Here is an 18,047-nt window from a genome sequence, read left to right on the forward strand (position 1 = left end):
CAACGCGCTGTATGGCAGATATGAACGACATGACCTCGAGTGAATTCGAAGCCCTCCTGACGGCGCAACGCAGCGCGATGAACCGCGACGCGTCGGCGCCGGCGTCCACCGAGACGCCGACGCTGACGAAGGCGGAACTGGCGGAGCTGCTGTTCGACAGCGTCGGGCTGAACAAGCGTGAAGCGAAGGACATGGTCGAGGCGTTTTTCGAAGTGATCCGCGACGCGCTCGAAAACGGCGAAAGCGTCAAGCTGTCGGGGTTCGGTAATTTCCAGCTGCGCGACAAGCCGCAGCGTCCGGGCCGCAATCCGAAGACGGGCGAGGCGATTCCGATCGCGGCCCGCCGGGTGGTAACCTTCCACGCGAGCCAGAAGCTGAAGGCGCTGGTCGAAAACGGCGCGGAGTAATACGCGCCCACGCTCCGCGCGGCCGCCGCGCCCCCTTACCGACGGTTAACCGACGATGACCACCACGGTTGAGAAAGTCGTCTTGCCTCCGATTCCCGCGAAGCGCTACTTCACGATCGGCGAAGTCAGCGAACTATGCGGGGTCAAACCACATGTACTGCGTTACTGGGAACAGGAATTTACTCAGCTGCGTCCGGTGAAGCGGCGCGGCAACCGGCGGTATTACCAGCATCACGAAGTGCTGCTGATCCGGCGGATTCGCGAGTTGCTGTACGAGCAGGGCTTCACGATCAACGGCGCGCGCAACCGGCTCGATTCGCCGGGCAGCGAGCGGGCCGCGGCGGGGCCGGTCGAATCCGACGCGCAGGCCGTCGATGCGCGCGGCGCAGCCAGGCCGGGCGCAAACGTCGATGTGATCGCGTTGCGGCAGGCGTTGCTGGATGTGATCGACGGACTGAAACACGACTGAGCGCACGGCGCGCAGGATGCATCGGAAAGCCCGGTTGGCGACCTGCCACCGGGCTTTTTTCATGCGGGTCGCGCATCAGGGGGCAGCGCGACGGAATCAGCGTGACGCGAGCGGATTCTTGCGCCCCATGTCGACGACCAGCGTGCCGTCCGGCAGCATCCGCACCGAGCCCTGCGCGACCTGGCTGCGATATCCGTACAGGTCGAACCGCATCGGGCCGGCCTCGGCCGAATTCCGGATCAGCGCGCGCACGTTCAGTTCGAGCACGTTGAACATCTTCATGTCGCCGCCTTCCATCCACATGTAGCTCGGTGCGTCGATCTGCGGTCGCTTCGGTGCGGGCGCGCCTGCCGCGCGCCGGAACGTGAGCCGCAATCCGTCGGGCTCGACCGTCGCCTGGGCGAGTTTGCCGTTCAGCACGGGCGGCGGGAACACGGTGTACTGGTCGAGCACGAGCGTGTCGCCGCGCAGTTCCGCGCCGCGCCGCTGCAATGGCGTCAGCGATGCGAGCTCGATACCGAGCGAGCGCAGCAGCGTCGCCTGCGGGATGCCGAGCACCGACACCTGAGACGGCTTGAAGGCGAGGTGCCGGTCGTCGAGCACCGTCAGCGAGCCCTTCATGTCGGTCGGCAACCAGACGCCCGGTACGTGATTCCACAGCTTGATGCCGCCCTGGACGCGCAGGTTCTGGCCGTCCGCGCTCAATTGCAGGTCGTTCAGCGAACGCGGCGAATAGTCGAGCAGGTAGTTGTTGAAGAGCGCCGACATCGCCTTCCACGACTCGACGACCGTGCCGCCGAGAATGCGGATGTCGTACTGGTTCGGATCGTCGAGATCGACGGGTTCGCCCGGGTGCTTCGACACGAGTTCCACGTCGAGATCCTCGACATGAAAGCCGATATCGCCAGACAGGTTGAAGTCGACGTTGCGCAGATGGATCGTCGGGTTGCGGTTCGACACGTGCCGCTCGTTGAACGGCGTCGTCGACGTACGCCGCATCGCGACCTTCTGCATGCCGGGCCGCACGGCGTCTGCGGCGAGCGCGTACGCTTCCCAGTGCTGGCGCACGTCGCGCAGCGCATTCTGCTGCGCGGCGAGGAAGCTGTCGTTCAGGCGCGCCGCCGCGTTGCCGAGCAGCGCGCCGCTGGCCGGGCCCGTATACGAAGGCATCCGGATCGCCATCGCGCCGCTTTCGTCGAAGTTGAAGTAGCCGGCCGACACCTGGTCGCGATAGTGATACAGGTCGAACACGAACGTCTGGTCGCGCTTCGACGCGTCGAGCGGACCGATCAGGATGTCCGCGTTCATCGGCATCGAGCGCATGAACTTCACGTCGCCACCGCGGATATACATCGCTTGCTGCGGTGCGTTCGCGGGCATCGCGAAGCCGGCACGCGAGCCGTCGTCGAGCTTCAGGTCGAGGCCCGCCGGCGTCACGCGCACGGCGGTGATCGTCAGTTTCAGGCGCGGCGGCGGCATCAGCTTGTCGACCGCCATTACGAGATCGTCGCCGGCGAGTTGCGCGATCGGGGTCTGCACCTTCAGCAGGTCGGCCATTTTCACGTTGGCCGCGCGCATCACCGGCTGTGCGTTGAGGCCCGACACGCGCACGCCGGTCGGGTGGAACACGAGCTGGCTGCCGTCGCGGATCGCGAGCGTGCCGGTCAGCGAGAACGGTACCCAGCCGTCGCGCTGCATCTCGCCTTGCAGATGGATCACGCCGTCGCCGGCCGATACCGCGAGCTTGCGCAGCGGCGCGTTGCGATAGCCGAAGATGTAGGTGTTGAAGAGGGCGGTCAGCTTCGCGTTGTCGAGCGTGACCGTGCCTTCGTGCACGTCGATCTCGAAGCTCGTCGGATCGTCGAAGACGATCGGTGCGCCGGCCTGCGTCGGCACGAGCGTGGCCGACAGCTGATGAATGAAGAAGCCGAGGTTGTTGACGATGCGGAAATCGACGTCGCGCAGGAACGTCATCGCGCCGTTCTGGCCCGAGTCGCGCAGCGTGAACGGGCGTGGCTGCGTGAGGCTGATCGATGCGAGCGACGGCACGGTGCGGGCGGTCTGCTGCTCGCGCGCGAGCCGCTCGGCCTTGGTACGTTCGATCTTCGTCGATGCGGCGGACGGGTTGCTGTCGCGCTGCGTGGCCGATTCCGCGCAGCCGGCGCAGAGCAGGGCGAGCGCCAGCGCGCCGCAGCCGAACACGCGGGATATCGTATGCGATCTTGGGGCGACCGTGCGTCGCAGGCCGGAAAACCAGTCGAAAATTGCCAAAGGCGAGCGATGGCCGCGCCGGACCGTATTCCGCATCGTCTGTCTCCATGTCTTGTCTTGATCGACGGCGGCGCGCGCCACTGCACGGCGCGAGCGTCGATGCCGTGCAGTGTGTCATAGCGTGCTAGAGCGGCGTTACCAAACAACGGGCGCCCGGACGCGATGCGCCGGCGGACTGCCGGACAATGGATTCGCGGTCGACGAGCTGCTGAATCAAACGGTCGTTTGGTTTGTCCGGGCCGTCGCCAGGCGTGTTTCGAAGCGACCCTGAAAATCCGCGGCCGGCCTTGGCCGGCGCGGGTTTCACCGGATGCCGAAGCGCCGCGGCCCCCGGGCATCGACGGATACGATCGGCGGCAGCGGCGAGGTAAGATCGGCATCAGTGGCGGATTCGACATCACAACACGGCAGCCATCACGGGGAAGCACCATGGACCTGAAGGAAGTCGACGTACTCGGTGCGGGGGTGGGCGATCACTGGTACTACGCGTCGAAGGCGAGCGCGATTCGCCGGTTCCTCGGCGCATCGGGCGCGAACCGGATACTCGATGTAGGGGCGGGCTCCGGTTTTTTCTCGAAGCATCTGCTCGAGCGCACGCAGGCGACGGAAGCATGGTGCGTCGATACGAGCTACGCCGACGACAGCGACGGCGAGGCGGCCGGCAAGCCGATCCACTTTCGGCGCGCCGTCGATCGCTTCGATGCCGATCTCGTGTTGCTGATGGACGTGCTCGAACATGTCGACGACGACGTCGGACTGCTGACGCAGTACGTGAAGGGCGCGCCCTCGGGTAGCCGGTTCCTGATCACGGTTCCCGCGTTCCAATTCCTGTGGAGCGGCCACGACGATTTCCTCGAGCACAAGCGCAGATACACGCTCGGCGGCCTCGAGAACGTGGTCCGGCGTGCGGGGCTCGACGTCGAGCACGGCGCCTATTATTTCGGCCTCACGTTTCCGCTCGCGGCCGCATTGCGGCTCGGCGAGCGGGCGCGTTCGCATCCGCGCGAGCCCGAGTCGCAATTGCGCCGCCATCATCCGTTCGTCAACGGCTTGCTCAAGACGATCTGTCGTATCGAGCTGCCGATGTTCCGCTTCAATCGCGTCGCCGGCTTGACGGTCATCTGCGTCGCGCGCAAGCGATGACGGCGATGCGGGATCGGTGCCGCGGGTTGCTTGCATTGGTGTCGTCACGCCAAAAAATTTCACGAGAACATGCACAAAGTGCATGCGACCCGTTCTAAACCGGGAAACTGTCTGTTATAATTTTTTTCTTTCGGGGCGTAGCGCAGCCTGGTAGCGTACCTGCATGGGGTGCAGGTGGTCGGAGGTTCAAATCCTCTCGCCCCGACCAGACAAGAACCCGCGTCAGCTCAGGCTGGCGCGGGTTTTTTCTTGGCCGTCGCTTTTTTGCACATCGCAGCGCGGCCCCGGTAAAATGCAAGGTTGATCCACGGAAAGCGCCGTGATTTAGCGGAAGAGGATTCCCCGAACATGACTGATCTTCGTCTTACCATGCGGTTCGCTGCAGTGCTCGCCACCGGCGCGCTCGTCGCCGGTTGCGGTACGTCGTCGCCCACGAAAGTGGACTACAAGAGCGATTCGAAATCGAAGGAAGCGTCGCTCGCAGTGCCGCCCAACATGCTCGACGAGACGGCCGATCAGCGTTCGCTGCCGCCCCAGGGCGGCGCGACTTCCCTGTCCGCGCTCCAGCAGGTCCAGCAGGCCGCGCCTGCGCTGGACACCGTCGCGCCGGCCGTGGCCGGCATGCATATCCAGCGCGACGGCACCGAAAGCTGGCTCGTGATCGACGGCAAGCAGCCCGCCGCGATCTGGCCGCAGGTGCGCCGTTTCTGGCAGGAGCAGGGCTTCCTGCTCGTCGTCGACCAGCGCGACAAGGGCGTGATGGAAACCGACTGGAACGAAACCCATCCGCAGATCAACGACGGCCTGATCCGCAGCGTGATCTCGAAGGCGATGGGCAATTCGTACGTGACGGCCGAGCGCAACAAGTACCGCACGCGTCTCGATTCGGCGCCGAATGGCGGCACCTACGTGTTCATCAGCCAGAAGGGCATGCGCGAGGCGATCACCGGTGCGAACAACGATTCGAGCAAGTGGGAACCGAAGCCGAACGATCCGGCGCTCGAGACGGAATACCTGAAGCGGTTGATGGCCGTGCTCGCGCAGAACGAGCAGCGCGCGAAGAACGGCGAGCCGCCGATCGCGAACATCAAGGACAACGCGGTACCGAAGGACAAGAAGGCCGATGGCGACGCGTCGTCGAAGGCTGCCGCGGCGATCGCTGCCCAGAACGTCTCGCGCACGTCGGCGCAAGGCAGCGACGCGGCTGAAGCGGCCGTGCCGTCCGAAGTCACGCTCGGCGAACCGTACGACCGGTCGTGGCTGCACGTCGGTCTCGCGCTCGATCGCGCGAACTTCACGGTTGACGATCGCGATCGCTCGAAGGGCCTGTACTTCGTGCGCTACGTCGATCCGAAGGATCTGAGCGCGGCCGAGCAGGGTTTCTGGAGCCAGCTGTTCCACGGCAAGAAGGAAAAGCAGGCGAAGCAGTATCGCGTCAACGTGAAGGCGCTCACGGCCGATCAGACGCGTGTCGCGGTCGTCGACGATGCGGGCGCAATCGACACGTCGTCGCCGGCTCGCCAGATCATGGGGTTGCTCGTGAATCAGCTTCGCTGATCCCGGCGTTTTCCGCCCCCTTGAAAAGCCCGCCATCCGGCGGGCTTTTTTCATGGCCGCTCGCCGACGTGTACGCCTGTTCGATGGGGCCCGTCCCTTCTCGTGACGTTACGTAACATCCGAGCGTTACGACGACAGAACACGTGTCACATTGTCGCCGATCTGAAAAAATGTCCTTATAAATCAATGGAATGTTGAGCGCGTGATGCCTGGCATGCAACCTGCTTTATACGTTGGAATCGTTAGAACAGGGAGGACGGTGTCAGAGGCCGGGAATGCGCCGCGAGCGCCTGAACAACGGCATCGACACCCTCACATGCCGACGCGCCAAGCGTCGGCGCAACAGATGACGATCCGCGCCAGCGTGCGGATCTCGATGGCCCCGTCGCCTATCCTCGTAGGGCGACGGTTTCGCCCGCGCTTCTCTGAAGCGCGGGCTATTTTTTTGGTGCCATCGCCCTGTCGTATCGGCATAGCCGATGCGTGGCGCGGGATTCGCGTATTCTCGGACTTTTTCGGATGAGGGAGGCGGGAATGGCGGAAATTGCAGTCGTGGCGCTGATCGTGGCGAAGCCGGGCGCGGAGGAAAAGCTGCGCGCGGTGCTCGAGGGAATCGTCGAGCCGACCCGCAACGAAGCGGGCGCATTGCAGTACGACCTGCACCGGGATCTGAAGGAGCCCGCGCGGTTCGTATTCGTCGAGCGTTGGGAGAGCGAGGAGGCGCTGGCCGCCCATGCGCGTTCCGCGCATATTCTCGCTTATCGCGAAGCGGCCGCGGACTGGATCGAGCGTTCCGAAATCCGCGTGCTGTCGAAGCTCGTCTGAGTCCGAGCCGGGTAGGGCGACCGGACGTGTCCGGTCGCGGCGGCGCGTCAGTGCGATGCGCTGGGTACGTCGAGGATCAGGATGATCGTCCAGTCGGCATCGCCGTCATGGTGATACTGACGCTCGGCAACGATGAACGGTTGCTGCTTGCCTTGCGGGCCGAGGAACAGCACGTCGCCCTCCATCGGCAGGCATTCGATCGGCGGCAGCGCGAGAAACGCGTCGTCCGAGCCGCGGGGCATCAGTTGCTTGATCTGGCGAGTGGCGGCTTCGGTCCACTCGATGTCGAGTTGAATGTTGCTCATGCTGTCCTCCGCACCGGGGTGCGCACGGGTGGAAAATTTCGGTGCGCGACTTTAGCACAGCGCGCGGGCGCCGCAACCAAAAAAGCCGAACCCGGTTACCCGGATTCGGCTTTTTACTGGAGCGGTGCCGCCGAACTTACTGGCTGGCAGCGTCTGCAGCCTTCGCCTTCTTGCCGGCCTTCTTCGCTGCTGCCTTGTGATGCGCAGCCTTCTTGCCGTGGTGATGCTCTTCCTGCGCCGCCGGCTGAGCCGCTTCGGCCGCTTGCTGCTGTTGCAGCGCTTGTGCACGCTGCTCGATCTCGGCGATCTTGGCCGGATCGGTGATGGTCTGAATCTGCGTGCTCTCTTGCGCATACGCTGCGCCAGTCAGCGCCGACATCGCTACCAGGATAGCCAGGGACGTCTTCTTCATTGCTTTACCTCCGCTAAGTGGTGATGAACCCGAGTGTTGCCGTTTCGTCTGGCGACTGCAATCGAGTGCGTGTCGAGTGTAACAAAAGTGACGGATCAATGTGCACCGGATCGTCGCACGACGCAAGGCCCCGTTGAAGTCGCGCAACACTTCGCGCACTTCGTCACGCGTCTGCCATCCAGGGTGGTGCAGCGATTTTCGCGCAGGTTTGCGCGCCGTCGTCAAAACCAGCCGAGCCAACGATACACGTGGAATTGCGCGATCCCGACCAGCTCGTGCAGCGCCTGCTCGGCATTGGCCACATTGCGCCAGCGGGGCAGCCAGCCCGTTTGCGCGCGTCGGAGATTCGCATAAACGGGCTGCGGATCGATGCCGAAACGGCGGAAATCGAGCAACGCCCGGCGCATCTGGTACGACGACGTGACGAGAACGCGCGCATCGTCATACTGTGAGCGTAGTATAGATGCAGTGAATTTCGCGTTTTCGTAGGTTGTGCGGCTGTTCGGTTCGAGCACGAGGTCGGCCGGTGTCACGCCTTGAGCGACGAGTTGGCGCCCGTAGACGGCTGCCTCGGTGTCGCCGTGATGCTGCGGGTCGCCGCCCGACATCACCACGGTGCAGCGTTCGGCCTGCTGCCGGCACGTGTGATAGAGCGCCGCAACCTTGTGGATGCGCGCGACGCCGTCGGGCGGTGGCTGCACTCCGGTGTCGGTGCGGTGCGTGCCGGCGCCGATGAGGATCAGCGTGGTTCGCCCGTGCATGTCGGGATGCTCGACCGGCGTGACGCCGGCCTCGCTCCAGGCGATCAGCGGCGCTGCGAGCCAGCCCGTCGCCAGCAGCCAGAACAGCGCGGCGGCGACGATCGAAATGGTTCGACGCTGCTTGCGGCAGAGCATGAAACCGATGAAGAGAAGTACAAATGAATCGAACAGAATCAATTTGATTGGGGTATGGTGTCTTTTTATGGACGGCTGACGATACGGCCCTGACGCGACGCCGAACAACGTCGGCCTCCAGAATCGGTGGCGGTTTCGGCGGGCGGAGACCCCGCCCGGCGCGCCGCTTCGCATTGTCGCTGCACTTTAAGAAAGAATCGAGATGGCCACGTATTCCAACGAAGCGGTGCTCGACGCATTGAGACGAGTGCAGTACCGCCAGGTACCGTGGGCACGCCGCCCGGGCGTGTTCGAGTATCTCCGTTCGCTCGGGCTGATGGACACGGTCAGGCAGAAGACCGTTGCCCCCGCGCCGGGCTTCCATGCCCCGGTCGACATTGCCGTATTGACCGATAGCGGTCGAGCCGAATTCTCGCGCCTCGAGCGCGCCGAGAAATTACTTTCCTGGACTGATCGCCGCATGGACGACTACGCATTGAGCGAAGCGAGCGCCGTGGCGATTCTCGAAAGCCGCCTGTAGCGGTCGGTCTTCATCCCGTCCCGCGCATCGCCGCGCAGGCCGGCGATGCAAAAAAAGCCCGTATCACAAGGATACGGGCGTACCGGATACTTTTGCTGCTGCCACGCTGTGCTCATGGCAACGATGTGACCCGCCGCGTGGGGCGCAGTTCCCGGATGCCGGCATTTTCTTTGGCGAAATCTCGAAATCGGCAGGACTACGGATGACGCGACATGCCCGGTGGCTGTGAGCCGATCCGTGCTCGCGCGTTGCTGGCGATGTCGCCGCGCAAGTCGCCGCGTGGCACGGTTTGCCGGCTGGACGGGTTGGCGGACGGCGGCTGGCGGAGGGTGTTGCGGTGATCCTGCTGGCGATGCGGCGGTTTCACCCGATCGTCGGCATGGACGGGAGCGGTCAGCGCCACGGAAACGACAATGCCGCATGCAACGAGCAGTGACATTGTTTTCATGGCGGGGCTCCCTTCAAGCCGTCAGTGCGGCCTGTTGATATGACGCTAAGGTAAGCGTGGGAGTGCAGGCTTGCTGTAAATATTAGTAAATAGATGTTTCGCGGCACGACAACGGTAATCGACGGCAAGGCATGCGTCGCAACGAAGTCGCGTCGCAAAAAGAAACCGGGCGGCCGAAGCCGCCCGATCGAGCATTCGTTACGCCATCTTGACGGGCGCGCGCCAGGATTCCGGATTGGTCCAGAACGCGCCGCGCAGCCGGTCGCGGCTCGGCGGTGCGGGCGGCTTCGCCGCGCTTGCGCCGATGCGTCCGCGCAGCGAGATCTGACGGCCGCTCGTGCCGAGTCGTTTCACGATTTCGGCGAGCGTACCGTCCGCCTGCCATTCGTCGAAGCGGCGGCGGCAGGTCGGCGGGGACGGATAGCGGCCCGGAAGTTTCGACCAGCCTTCACCCGTCGACAGCACCCACAGCACGGCGTTGACTACCGATCGGGCTTCCACGCGGGGGCGGCCACGCCGCTCACTCCGTGCGGGCTCCGAGCAAAACAGACCCTCGACCAGCGCCCATTCGTTATCTCTCAAATCGTCGAACAGCATCATGTCCTCACCTCAGCGAAGCTAACTCCGGTGCGCTGCCCTGCGCCGCGCACTCTTCAAGCACTCGATCGTCGAGTGCCGGGTGGGGGCGTCCGGTTGGCCGGCAGCGGCGTTTCTACTCTTCCGTCCGACGAAACCTGCACCCTGTGCGCAAGGTAATGCACGAAGCGTGCCATGTCAGAGGTAAATCCCTCGAGAGCCGCTTGGCAGCGAGCTAACGGCTAAGTCAGCTAGGGGCGTATAAGACGCCAAAATAACCCGTGAGCAAATCGGGACAATCACCAATCTTGTGCAATCCGCCCATGCCACGTGCGTTTGCGAACGTATTGCACCGCAGCGAAACATGTGCGACCGGTGCCGCATTCACTCATCGAAGTAGTTTCGCGCATTAAAATCGCGCATCGATATCGACGATTGATGAGGCCGGGACATGAACGTTACGCTGCGCCAGCTCCGCGTATTCATCGAAGTCGCGCGGCTCAAGAGCTTCAGTCGGGCGGGTGACGAGATCGGGCTCACGCAGTCCGCGGTCAGCCGCTGCGTGCGCGAGCTCGAGGCCGAACTGGGGCTGAAGCTGATCGACCGCACGACGCGCGACGTGCAGCTGACCGACGTCGGTGCGAACCTGATCGCGAGCGTGTCGCGTCTGCTCGACGATCTCGACGACACGCTGCGCGAGATTCGCGAGATCGGCGAGCAGCGCCGCGGGCGCGTGATCGTCGCGGCAAGCCCGACGATCGCATGCAGGCTGATGCCGCGGGTGGTGGCGTCGTGCGAGCGTCAGTTCCCGTTCGTGACGCTCGGCCTGCGCGATGACGTGCAGAGCGACGTGTTGCGCAAGGTGAAGTCGAGCGAAGTCGACTTCGGCGTCGTGATCGGCCCGCTGACGGTCGCCGATCTGGTCTGCGAGCCGCTGATGACGGATTCGTTCTGCCTCGTCGCGCGCGCCGACCATCCGCTCGCGGCACGGGCCGAGGTGCCGTGGACGGCGCTGGATGGCGAGCGCCTCGTGCTGCTCGATCATGCATCGGGCAGTCGGCCGCTGATCGATGCCGCGCTGGCCACGCATCGCGTCAACGCGACGGTCATGCAGGAGCTCGGGCATTCGGCGACCGTGTTCGGGCTGGTCGAGGCCGGCGTTGGCGTAAGCGTGCAGCCGTGGCTGTCGCTGCCGCTGCCTGCCGGCTCGACGCTGGTCGCGCGGCCGCTCACGCCGCGCACCGAGCGCACCGTCGAGCTGGTGCGCCGCCGCGACCGGTCGTTGTCGCCCGCCGCGCAGGCGATCTGGGAGCTCGTGCGGCAGATGCCGGCGAGGGCCGAGGATCTCGATTGACGCATATTGGCGTGCGTCCGGTCTGGCTTGCCGGCCGGTACACTACGCGGATCGTGTTCCTCGGCGGTGGTTTTCGATGACGCATTCCGCAGGTTTTTTCCCGGCGAACGATGAGCCGGCGGCGCGCACCGCGGTGCACGCGCTGCGGCCGTCGCTGATCCGCGAGGTCGCAAACGCCGGCTTCGGCGTGCCGGACATGCTGCCGTTCTGGTTCGGCGAATCCGATCGCGTGACGCCGGACTTCATCCGCGACGCCGCGGCGGCGGCGCTGCGCAATGGCGCGACCTTCTACACGCACAATCTCGGGACGGCGGCGCTGCGCGACGCGATCGCCGCCTATGTCAGCGCGCGTCACGGTGCGGCGGCGGCCGACACGGTCGCCGTAACGAGTTCGGGCGTGAGTGCGCTGATGCTGGCTGCGCAGATGCTGGTCGGGCCGGGCGAACGTGTCGTCGCGGTCACGCCGCTGTGGCCGAATCTCGTCGAGATTCCGAAGATCCTCGGCGCGCAGGTCGACTGCGTGCCGCTCGGCTACGGCGACGCGGGCTGGCAACTCGACGTCGGTCGGCTGCTGGCGGCGCTGACGCCCGATACGCGGATGCTGCTGATCAATTCGCCGAACAACCCGACCGGCTGGACGATGTCGCGCGACGATCAGCGGGCCGTGCTCGCCCATTGCCGTCGTCACGGCATCTGGCTGGTCGCCGACGAGGTGTACGAGCGGCTTGCGTTCGACGAGGGCGGCGCGCCGTCGTTTCTCGATATCGCGTCGCGCGACGAGCGCGTCGTGGTCGTGAATTCGTTCTCGAAGGCGTGGGCGATGACGGGCTGGCGGCTCGGATGGCTGATTGCGCCGGCGTCGGTGATGGGTGACCTGTCGAAGCTCGTCGAATACAACACGTCGTGCGCGCCGGGCTTCGTGCAGGCCGCCGGTGAGGTCGCGTTGCGCGACGGGGAGCCGTTCGTGCGATCGTTCGTCACGGCGCTGCGCGACGCACGTGATCACCTGGTCGCCGCGCTGCGGACGCTGCCGGGCGTCGAGGTGCCGCCTCCGCCCGGCGCGATGTACCTGTTCCTGCGGCTGCCCGGCGCGACCGACAGCCTGGCGTTCTGCAAGACGCTGGTGCGCGACGCGGGGCTCGGCCTGGCGCCCGGTCGAGCGTTCGGCCCGGAGGGAGAAGGGTTCGTGCGCTGGTGTTATGCGTGCGATCCGGCGCGGCTCGACGCGGGCGTGGAGCGACTACGCAGGTTCCTCGCGCACGGCGCGGGCGTTCGCTGAAGCGGGGACGGAGCGGGCGTGCCGCCGGGGCGGCGGCCTGTTTCGCTCATCTTTACGCACCGGGCAATTTTGCGTAATATGGCGCTCAGTCACGCGGTTCCGTCGTTGAGCCGTGCTGTTCCGTCCGGTTTGGGCCTGGCTTGAAGTTGATTCGCCGCCCCCGGTTCGTGCTCCCATCAATATGACCGATCAGAATCGGGCGAGCGCGTCTTCCGTTCCTTTCGTCTGTTTGTTGATCCGGTTCGTTTGACCACAGGGTCTGGCCTAGCTGCATGAATACCCAAGAGGCGAAGATCGTCCTCGAGACTGCTTTGATCTGCGCGCAGGAACCGCTGAAGCTCGGCGATTTGCGCAAGCTCTTTGCCGACGGCGTGTCGGCTGACACGGTCCGCACGTTACTCGAAGATCTGAAACAGGATTGGTCCGGCCGCGGTGTCGAACTGGTGGCACTGGCGACCGGGTGGCGCTTTCAGAGCAAGCCGGCGATGCGTCATTATCTGGATCGCCTGCATCCCGAGAAGCCGCCGAAATATTCGCGCGCCGTGCTCGAAACGCTCGCGATCATCGCGTACCGGCAGCCCGTCACGCGCGGCGACATCGAAGAGATTCGCGGCGTCACGGTCAATACGCAGGTGGTCAAGCAACTCGAGGATCGCGGCTGGATCGAGGTGATCGGTCATCGCGACGTGCCGGGGCGTCCGGCGCTGTATGCGACGACCAAGCAGTTCCTCGACGATCTCGGCCTGAAGGCGCTCGACGACCTGCCGGCGCTCGAAGAGCCGGCCGCGAACATCGAGGCCGCGTTGCTCGCGCAGCAGGCCATGGATTTCGACGGTGACGTCGTGGTGGCCGACGACGCGGCGGCCAACGTGCCGCAGGCGCTGGCGGATGAGGCGCCCGCCGACGAGTCGGCCGAAGGGCCCGGCGATGCCGCGGCCGACGTCGCGTCGACGCAGGAAATTCCGAGTCGCGATACGCTCGATGCTGATCGCGGGCAAACGGAACAGATGGAACAGGTTGGCGCCGAAGCAGTGCCGACCGGTGTGCAGCCCGAGCCGCAGCGTGCGGATTGGAGCGAGGAAGATCGCAAGCCGGCCGCCGAAGCGGCTGCCGGAGACGGAGCGGAAGCGGCCGGCGACATGCCCGGCGAGGCCGATCAGGCCGACGTCTCCCGCTCCCGTCCCGCGGACGACGAGACGCTGGACGACACGTCCGACAGTCTCGCGGATGCCGTCCGAAGCGCCAGTGCGCCCATCGGCGCCGACGCGCTGCCGGACGACGAAGCAGAACCCGAACAGCGTCGCGCCTGATCGCGGCCAACTTCTTGCCGCGCCCGCGCCGGGCGCGAGACCTGACATTTTGAGGTTGTTTTGACAGATATCCACGATATTGAATCGTCCGCGCCTGCCGTGCAGGCAGCGCGTGCCGACGATGCGCCGGAGCAGGATGCTTCGGCCGCGGGTGGCGACGAGCGTCCCCGCCGCGGTCTGCGGCGCGGCCCGCGTAGCCTGATCGCGCGGCGTCGCGCGGCGGCCAAGTCGAAGGGCGCCGAAGGCGAGCAGCAGGGTGCCGAGGGCGCGGATGCGCAGCCGGCCGAGGCCGCCGACGTGCAGCCGGCGCGTGCGCCGCGCAAGGAAGGCACGGCCAAGGGCGGTCGCAAGCCGGCCGGCAAGCGCGAAGGCGCGGCGGCGGCCAAGGGCGGCCAGGCTGGCCAGGGCCGTCGCGGTGCAGCGAAGGCTGAAGGTGGCCCGGCGAAGGTAGCGGAAGGCGATGCGTCCCAGGACGAACTGTTCGCATACGTGACGTCGCCCGCCTTCGACGCGGACAACTCCGCGGGCGGCAGCGGCGTGCGTGCGCCGATGCTGCGCCGCGGCCGCGCCCAGCCGGCGAACAAGCGCGTGCTGTCGCCGGACGACGACGCGCCGAAGCTCCACAAGGTGCTCGCGGAAGCGGGCATGGGGTCGCGCCGCGAAATGGAAGAGCTGATCGTCGCCGGCCGCGTGTCGGTGAACGGCGAGCCCGCGCACATCGGCCAGCGGATCATGCCGACCGACCAGGTGCGGATCAACGGCAAGCCGGTCAAGCGCAAGCTGCCGAACAAGCCGCCGCGCGTGCTGCTGTATCACAAGCCGACCGGCGAAATCGTCAGCCACGCGGATCCGGAAGGCCGTCCGTCGGTGTTCGACCGTCTGCCGCCGATGAAGACGGCGAAATGGCTTGCGGTGGGCCGCCTCGACTTCAATACCGAAGGTCTGCTGATGCTGACGACTTCCGGTGATCTCGCGAACCGCTTCATGCATCCGCGTTACAGCGTCGAGCGCGAGTACGCGGTGCGCGTCGTCGGCGAGCTGGCCGAAGGCATGCGGCAGAAGCTGCTGCACGGCGTCGAGCTCGACGACGGTCCGGCGAATTTCCTGCGCATCCGCGATGGCGGCGGCGAAGGCACGAACCACTGGTATCACGTCGCGCTGGCCGAAGGCCGCAACCGCGAAGTGCGCCGGATGTTCGAGGCGGTCGGCCTGATGGTGAGCCGGCTGATCCGTACGCGTCACGGCCCGATTCCGCTGCCGCGCGGCCTGAAGCGTGGTCGTTGGGAAGAGCTCGACGACGCACAGGTGCGCAAACTGATGGCGACCGTCGGCCTGAAGGCGCCGTCCGAGGAGAAGGGCAAGCGCGGCGGCGCTGCCGGTCCGACCGAGCGTCGCCAGCCCGATCCGATGCAGACGTCGATGGGCTTCATCAGCCGCGAACCGGTGCTGACGACGCACGGACAACTCGACCAGCCGCGTCGCGGCGGTGGCCGACGCGGCGGGCCGGGCTTGCCGGGCCTGAGCGGCTACGGCAGCTTGCCGGTTGCGCCGTCGGGTTACGGCAACCGCGCGGGCGGCGGCCGTGACGGCAATCGTACCGGCGGCGGCCGCGACGGCAACCGTGCAGGTGGCGGTCGCGATGTCGACGGCAATCGCGCGTCGTATGGCGCAGGCCCCAAGCGCGAGGGTGCGGGCGGCAAGCGCGGCGGCAGCAAGGGCGGCGGCAATCGCAATCCGAACGGCAATCGTGCCGACGGCGCCGGCAACGGCGGCCCGCGCGGCGGTCAGCGTCCGCAGCGCAGCCGTACGCGCAGCCGCTAAGCGTCTGTTGATTGGCGTACGTACGGCGGCGCAAAGCCGCCGATACGTCGGCGTGGCCGGCATCCGGCCGGCTTTGTCGATACGGCGCATTGCGTTGACGGGTTTCGGCTGCATCCATGTCGTGTGCCGCGACAACGGCGATCACCGGTGCGGTAGGGTGGTGCCGGTCGATCGGGTAGCCCGATTTCGCATTTTCGGTCCGTAAAGGCAGCCGACGCGCTGCTTTTACCGGCTGGCTTGGCGTTTGCGCCAAAAATCGCTATAATCGCGGAGTCGCTGGGCGTACGGATTCAATGTGCGGCTCAGGTGCGACCACCAGTAAGAAGATGGGCGTTCCGCCCATTTTTTTTTGCTGAAACGGTTAGGCATCTCGGGTAGCGCTTCCTGCGCCGGCTAAGGCGCGCGCCCGCGGGTGAATCGCGAGCGGCGGGCGCGAACACCTGAGAGGACACTGTGCAACTGACGGAACTGATAGAAACCACGGTCACCGGGCTCGGCTACGAGCTGGTGGAACTCGAGCGCACCGGGCGCGGCATGCTTTGCATCTATATCGATCAGCCTGCCGGCATCTCGCTCGAAGATTGCGAAAAGGTTACGCGTCAGCTCCAGCACGTCTTGACGGTCGAAAATATCGATTACGAACGGCTCGAAGTCTCGTCCCCGGGGCTCGACCGCCCGTTGAAGAAGCTGGCCGACTTCGAGCGCTTCGCCGGCAGCGAAGTTTCCGTGACCTTGAAAAAGCCGCTGGACGGGCGCAAGACGTACCGGGGCATTCTGCACGCGCCGAATGGCGAAACGATCGGTTTGGAATTTGAGGGGAAGAAGGGCGAGGCAGCCATGCTGGATTTCACGCTGGCCGATATCGACAAAGCCCGCCTGATTCCGCAAGTTGACTTTAGGAGCCGCAAATAATGAGTCGCGAAGTGTTGATGCTGGTGGATGCGCTGGCGCGCGAGAAAAACGTCGACAAGGATGTGGTGCTGGGCGCCCTCGAGGCTGCGCTCGCGTCCGCTTCCAAGAAGCTGTTCGACGAAGGCGCCGAAATCCGCGTCCATATCGATCGCGAAAGCGGCGAGCACGAAACCTTCCGTCGCTGGCTCGTCGTTCCCGACGAGGCAGGCTTGCAGGAGCCGGATCGCGAGATCCTGCTGTTCGAAGCACGTGAGCAGAAGCCCGACGTCGAAGTCGGCGAGTATGTCGAGGAACCCGTTCCGTCGATCGAATTCGGCCGCATCGGCGCGCAGGCCGCGAAGCAGGTGATCCTGCAGAAGGTGCGCGACGCGGAGCGCGAGCAGATCCTGAACGACTACCTCGAGCGTGGCGAAAAGATCATGACGGGTACGGTGAAGCGCCTCGACAAGGGCAACTTCATCGTCGAATCGGGCCGCGTCGAGGCGCTGCTGCGCCGCGATCAGCTGATCCCGAAGGAAAACCTCCGCGTGGGCGACCGCGTGCGTGCGTACATCGCGAAGGTCGACCGCACCGCGCGCGGCCCGCAGATCGAGCTGTCGCGCACGGCGCCGGAATTCCTGATGAAGCTGTTCGAGATGGAAGTGCCGGAAATCGAGCAGGGCCTGCTCGAGATCAAGGCGGCTGCCCGCGACCCGGGCGTGCGCGCGAAGATCGGCGTCATCGCCTACGACAAGCGGATCGATCCGATCGGCACCTGCGTCGGCATCCGCGGTTCCCGCGTGCAGGCCGTGCGCAACGAGCTCGGTGGCGAAAACATCGACATCGTGCTATGGTCGGAGGATCCCGCCCAGTTCGTGATCGGCGCGCTCGCGCCGGCAGCCGTCCAGTCGATCGTCGTCGATGAAGAAAAGCATTCGATGGACGTCGTCGTCGACGAGAACGAACTGGCTGTCGCGATCGGCCGCAGCGGTCAGAACGTTCGCCTTGCCGGCGAGCTGACCGGCTGGCAGATCAACATCATGACGCCGGACGAGTCCGCCCTGAAGCAGGGTGAAGAACGCGACCGGCTGCGTGCGCTGTTCATGGCGCGTCTCGACGTCGACGAAGAAGTTGCCGACATCCTGATCGACGAAGGCTTCACGAGCCTCGAAGAAATCGCGTACGTGCCGCTCAACGAAATGCTCGAAATCGAAGCGTTCGACGAGGACACCGTGCACGAACTGCGCAACCGCGCACGCGACGCGCTGTTGACAATGGCCATCGCGAACGAAGAAAAGGTCGAGAACGCAGCGCTGGATCTCAAGAGCCTCGACGGCATCACGCCGGAGCTGCTCGCGAAGCTGGCCGAACACGGCGTGCAGACGCGCGACGATCTCGCCGAGCTGGCTGTAGATGAACTGGTCGACATGACCGGAATGGAAGAGGATGCCGCTAAGGCGTTGATCATGAAAGCACGTGAACATTGGTTCCAGTGAGAAATGACCATGGCGCACTGATTTGATGGCGGCCGTATGGCCTGACCCGATGCTAACCGCAAGGAAT

Annotated in this window: 17 protein-coding genes, 1 tRNA gene and 1 pseudogene; 13 read left to right on the forward strand and 6 right to left on the reverse strand. The window is 65.3% G+C overall.

Features of this window, described 5'->3' with window-relative positions; translation table 11 throughout:
- Positions 1–20: 20 nt before the first annotated feature.
- Positions 21–407 (forward strand): integration host factor subunit alpha, encoded by a 387-nt coding sequence (locus SY91_RS10130; protein ID WP_006486093.1) that lies wholly within the window; start codon positions 21–23, stop codon positions 405–407.
- Positions 408–462: 55 nt separating this feature from the next.
- Positions 463–876 (forward strand): MerR family transcriptional regulator, encoded by a 414-nt coding sequence (locus SY91_RS10135; RefSeq protein ID WP_043888365.1) that lies wholly within the window; start codon positions 463–465, stop codon positions 874–876.
- Positions 877–972: 96 nt separating this feature from the next.
- Here the strand turns inward: SY91_RS10135 and SY91_RS10140 are convergent, their stop codons facing one another.
- Positions 973–3,183, reverse strand: coding sequence for a lipoprotein (locus SY91_RS10140; protein ID WP_043888400.1), 2,211 nt, complete (start codon positions 3,181–3,183; stop codon positions 973–975).
- A gap of 393 nt (positions 3,184–3,576) precedes the next feature.
- Here SY91_RS10140 and SY91_RS10145 point away from each other — a divergent pair, with 393 nt between their 5' ends.
- From SY91_RS10145 to SY91_RS10160, 4 genes are all read left to right on the forward strand, one after another.
- Positions 3,577–4,290, forward strand: a complete 714-nt coding sequence (locus SY91_RS10145) for a class I SAM-dependent methyltransferase (RefSeq protein ID WP_023477376.1) — start codon at positions 3,577–3,579, stop codon at positions 4,288–4,290.
- Between the two features lie 131 nt (positions 4,291–4,421).
- Positions 4,422–4,498: transfer RNA gene (locus SY91_RS10150), tRNA-Pro, on the forward strand.
- Positions 4,499–4,638: 140 nt separating this feature from the next.
- Positions 4,639–5,847: an outer membrane protein assembly factor BamC gene (gene bamC / locus SY91_RS10155; protein ID WP_023477377.1), complete on the forward strand. Its 1,209-nt coding sequence runs from the start codon at positions 4,639–4,641 to the stop codon at positions 5,845–5,847.
- A gap of 534 nt (positions 5,848–6,381) precedes the next feature.
- Positions 6,382–6,672 carry a putative quinol monooxygenase gene (locus tag SY91_RS10160; protein ID WP_006495355.1) on the forward strand — a complete coding sequence of 97 codons (291 nt, stop codon included), beginning with the start codon at positions 6,382–6,384 and terminating at the stop codon, positions 6,670–6,672.
- Positions 6,673–6,719: 47 nt separating this feature from the next.
- Here the strand turns inward: SY91_RS10160 and SY91_RS10165 are convergent, their stop codons facing one another.
- The 3 genes from SY91_RS10165 to SY91_RS10175 form a co-directional block, all read right to left on the reverse strand.
- Positions 6,720–6,977: a hypothetical protein gene (locus SY91_RS10165; protein ID WP_006476176.1), complete on the reverse strand. Its 258-nt coding sequence runs from the start codon at positions 6,975–6,977 to the stop codon at positions 6,720–6,722.
- 136 nt (positions 6,978–7,113) lie between these two features.
- Positions 7,114–7,389 carry a hypothetical protein gene (locus tag SY91_RS10170; RefSeq protein WP_006486101.1) on the reverse strand — a complete coding sequence of 92 codons (276 nt, stop codon included), beginning with the start codon at positions 7,387–7,389 and terminating at the stop codon, positions 7,114–7,116.
- A 221-nt stretch (positions 7,390–7,610) separates the two neighbouring features.
- A complete protein-coding gene (locus SY91_RS10175; RefSeq protein ID WP_043888367.1) occupies positions 7,611–8,327 on the reverse strand; it encodes a YdcF family protein in 717 nt (238 codons plus the stop codon).
- Between the two features lie 160 nt (positions 8,328–8,487).
- Between SY91_RS10175 and SY91_RS10180 the strand changes: the two genes are divergently transcribed.
- On the forward strand, positions 8,488–8,805 hold the full coding sequence (locus tag SY91_RS10180) for a hypothetical protein (protein ID WP_011545254.1): 318 nt from the start codon (positions 8,488–8,490) through the stop codon (positions 8,803–8,805).
- Between the two features lie 196 nt (positions 8,806–9,001).
- Here the strand turns inward: SY91_RS10180 and SY91_RS10185 are convergent, their stop codons facing one another.
- Both SY91_RS10185 and SY91_RS10190 read right to left on the reverse strand, forming a co-directional pair.
- The gene (locus tag SY91_RS10185; protein WP_023477379.1) at positions 9,002–9,253 is read right to left on the reverse strand and encodes a hypothetical protein; all 252 of its coding nucleotides are present in this window, start codon (positions 9,251–9,253) and stop codon (positions 9,002–9,004) included.
- A gap of 201 nt (positions 9,254–9,454) precedes the next feature.
- Positions 9,455–9,850: pseudogene (locus tag SY91_RS10190) on the reverse strand (transposase); the annotation flags it as partial.
- Positions 9,851–10,280: 430 nt separating this feature from the next.
- On the opposite strand from SY91_RS10190, the gene SY91_RS10195 reads away from it, so the two are divergent.
- The 6 genes from SY91_RS10195 (at position 10,281) to nusA (ending at position 17,980) form a co-directional block, all read left to right on the forward strand.
- Positions 10,281–11,183, forward strand: coding sequence for a LysR family transcriptional regulator (locus tag SY91_RS10195; protein WP_012328377.1), 903 nt, complete (start codon positions 10,281–10,283; stop codon positions 11,181–11,183).
- 76 nt (positions 11,184–11,259) lie between these two features.
- A complete protein-coding gene (locus SY91_RS10200; RefSeq protein ID WP_043888374.1) occupies positions 11,260–12,462 on the forward strand; it encodes a pyridoxal phosphate-dependent aminotransferase in 1,203 nt (400 codons plus the stop codon).
- Positions 12,463–12,734: 272 nt separating this feature from the next.
- Positions 12,735–13,772 (forward strand): SMC-Scp complex subunit ScpB, encoded by a 1,038-nt coding sequence (gene scpB / locus SY91_RS10205; protein ID WP_043888376.1) that lies wholly within the window; start codon positions 12,735–12,737, stop codon positions 13,770–13,772.
- A 60-nt stretch (positions 13,773–13,832) separates the two neighbouring features.
- Positions 13,833–15,593, forward strand: a complete 1,761-nt coding sequence (rluB, locus tag SY91_RS10210; protein ID WP_185920895.1) for a 23S rRNA pseudouridine(2605) synthase RluB — start codon at positions 13,833–13,835, stop codon at positions 15,591–15,593.
- Between the two features lie 453 nt (positions 15,594–16,046).
- Complete coding sequence (gene rimP / locus SY91_RS10215; protein ID WP_006476167.1) at positions 16,047–16,505, forward strand: ribosome maturation factor RimP; 459 nt, start codon at positions 16,047–16,049, stop codon at positions 16,503–16,505.
- A complete protein-coding gene (gene nusA, locus SY91_RS10220) occupies positions 16,505–17,980 on the forward strand; it encodes a transcription termination factor NusA (protein WP_006476166.1) in 1,476 nt (491 codons plus the stop codon). The genes rimP and nusA overlap by 1 nt, the downstream gene beginning before the upstream one ends.
- The last annotated feature ends 67 nt before the right edge of the window (positions 17,981–18,047 follow it).

Source organism: Burkholderia cenocepacia, from assembly GCF_014211915.1.
GTDB lineage: Bacteria > Pseudomonadota > Gammaproteobacteria > Burkholderiales > Burkholderiaceae > Burkholderia > Burkholderia orbicola.

Coding starts and splice junctions, on each gene's coding strand:
- SY91_RS10130 (WP_006486093.1), top strand. CDS start 21: ATGAACGACATGACCTCGAGTGAATTCGAAGCCCTCCTGACGGCGCAA.
- SY91_RS10135 (WP_043888365.1), top strand. CDS start 463: ATGACCACCACGGTTGAGAAAGTCGTCTTGCCTCCGATTCCCGCGAAG.
- SY91_RS10140 (WP_043888400.1), bottom strand. CDS start 3,183: ATGCGGAATACGGTCCGGCGCGGCCATCGCTCGCCTTTGGCAATTTTC.
- SY91_RS10145 (WP_023477376.1), top strand. CDS start 3,577: ATGGACCTGAAGGAAGTCGACGTACTCGGTGCGGGGGTGGGCGATCAC.
- bamC (WP_023477377.1), top strand. CDS start 4,639: ATGACTGATCTTCGTCTTACCATGCGGTTCGCTGCAGTGCTCGCCACC.
- SY91_RS10160 (WP_006495355.1), top strand. CDS start 6,382: ATGGCGGAAATTGCAGTCGTGGCGCTGATCGTGGCGAAGCCGGGCGCG.
- SY91_RS10165 (WP_006476176.1), bottom strand. CDS start 6,977: ATGAGCAACATTCAACTCGACATCGAGTGGACCGAAGCCGCCACTCGC.
- SY91_RS10170 (WP_006486101.1), bottom strand. CDS start 7,389: ATGAAGAAGACGTCCCTGGCTATCCTGGTAGCGATGTCGGCGCTGACT.
- SY91_RS10180 (WP_011545254.1), top strand. CDS start 8,488: ATGGCCACGTATTCCAACGAAGCGGTGCTCGACGCATTGAGACGAGTG.
- SY91_RS10185 (WP_023477379.1), bottom strand. CDS start 9,253: ATGAAAACAATGTCACTGCTCGTTGCATGCGGCATTGTCGTTTCCGTG.
- SY91_RS10195 (WP_012328377.1), top strand. CDS start 10,281: ATGAACGTTACGCTGCGCCAGCTCCGCGTATTCATCGAAGTCGCGCGG.
- SY91_RS10200 (WP_043888374.1), top strand. CDS start 11,260: ATGACGCATTCCGCAGGTTTTTTCCCGGCGAACGATGAGCCGGCGGCG.
- scpB (WP_043888376.1), top strand. CDS start 12,735: ATGAATACCCAAGAGGCGAAGATCGTCCTCGAGACTGCTTTGATCTGC.
- nusA (WP_006476166.1), top strand. CDS start 16,505: ATGAGTCGCGAAGTGTTGATGCTGGTGGATGCGCTGGCGCGCGAGAAA.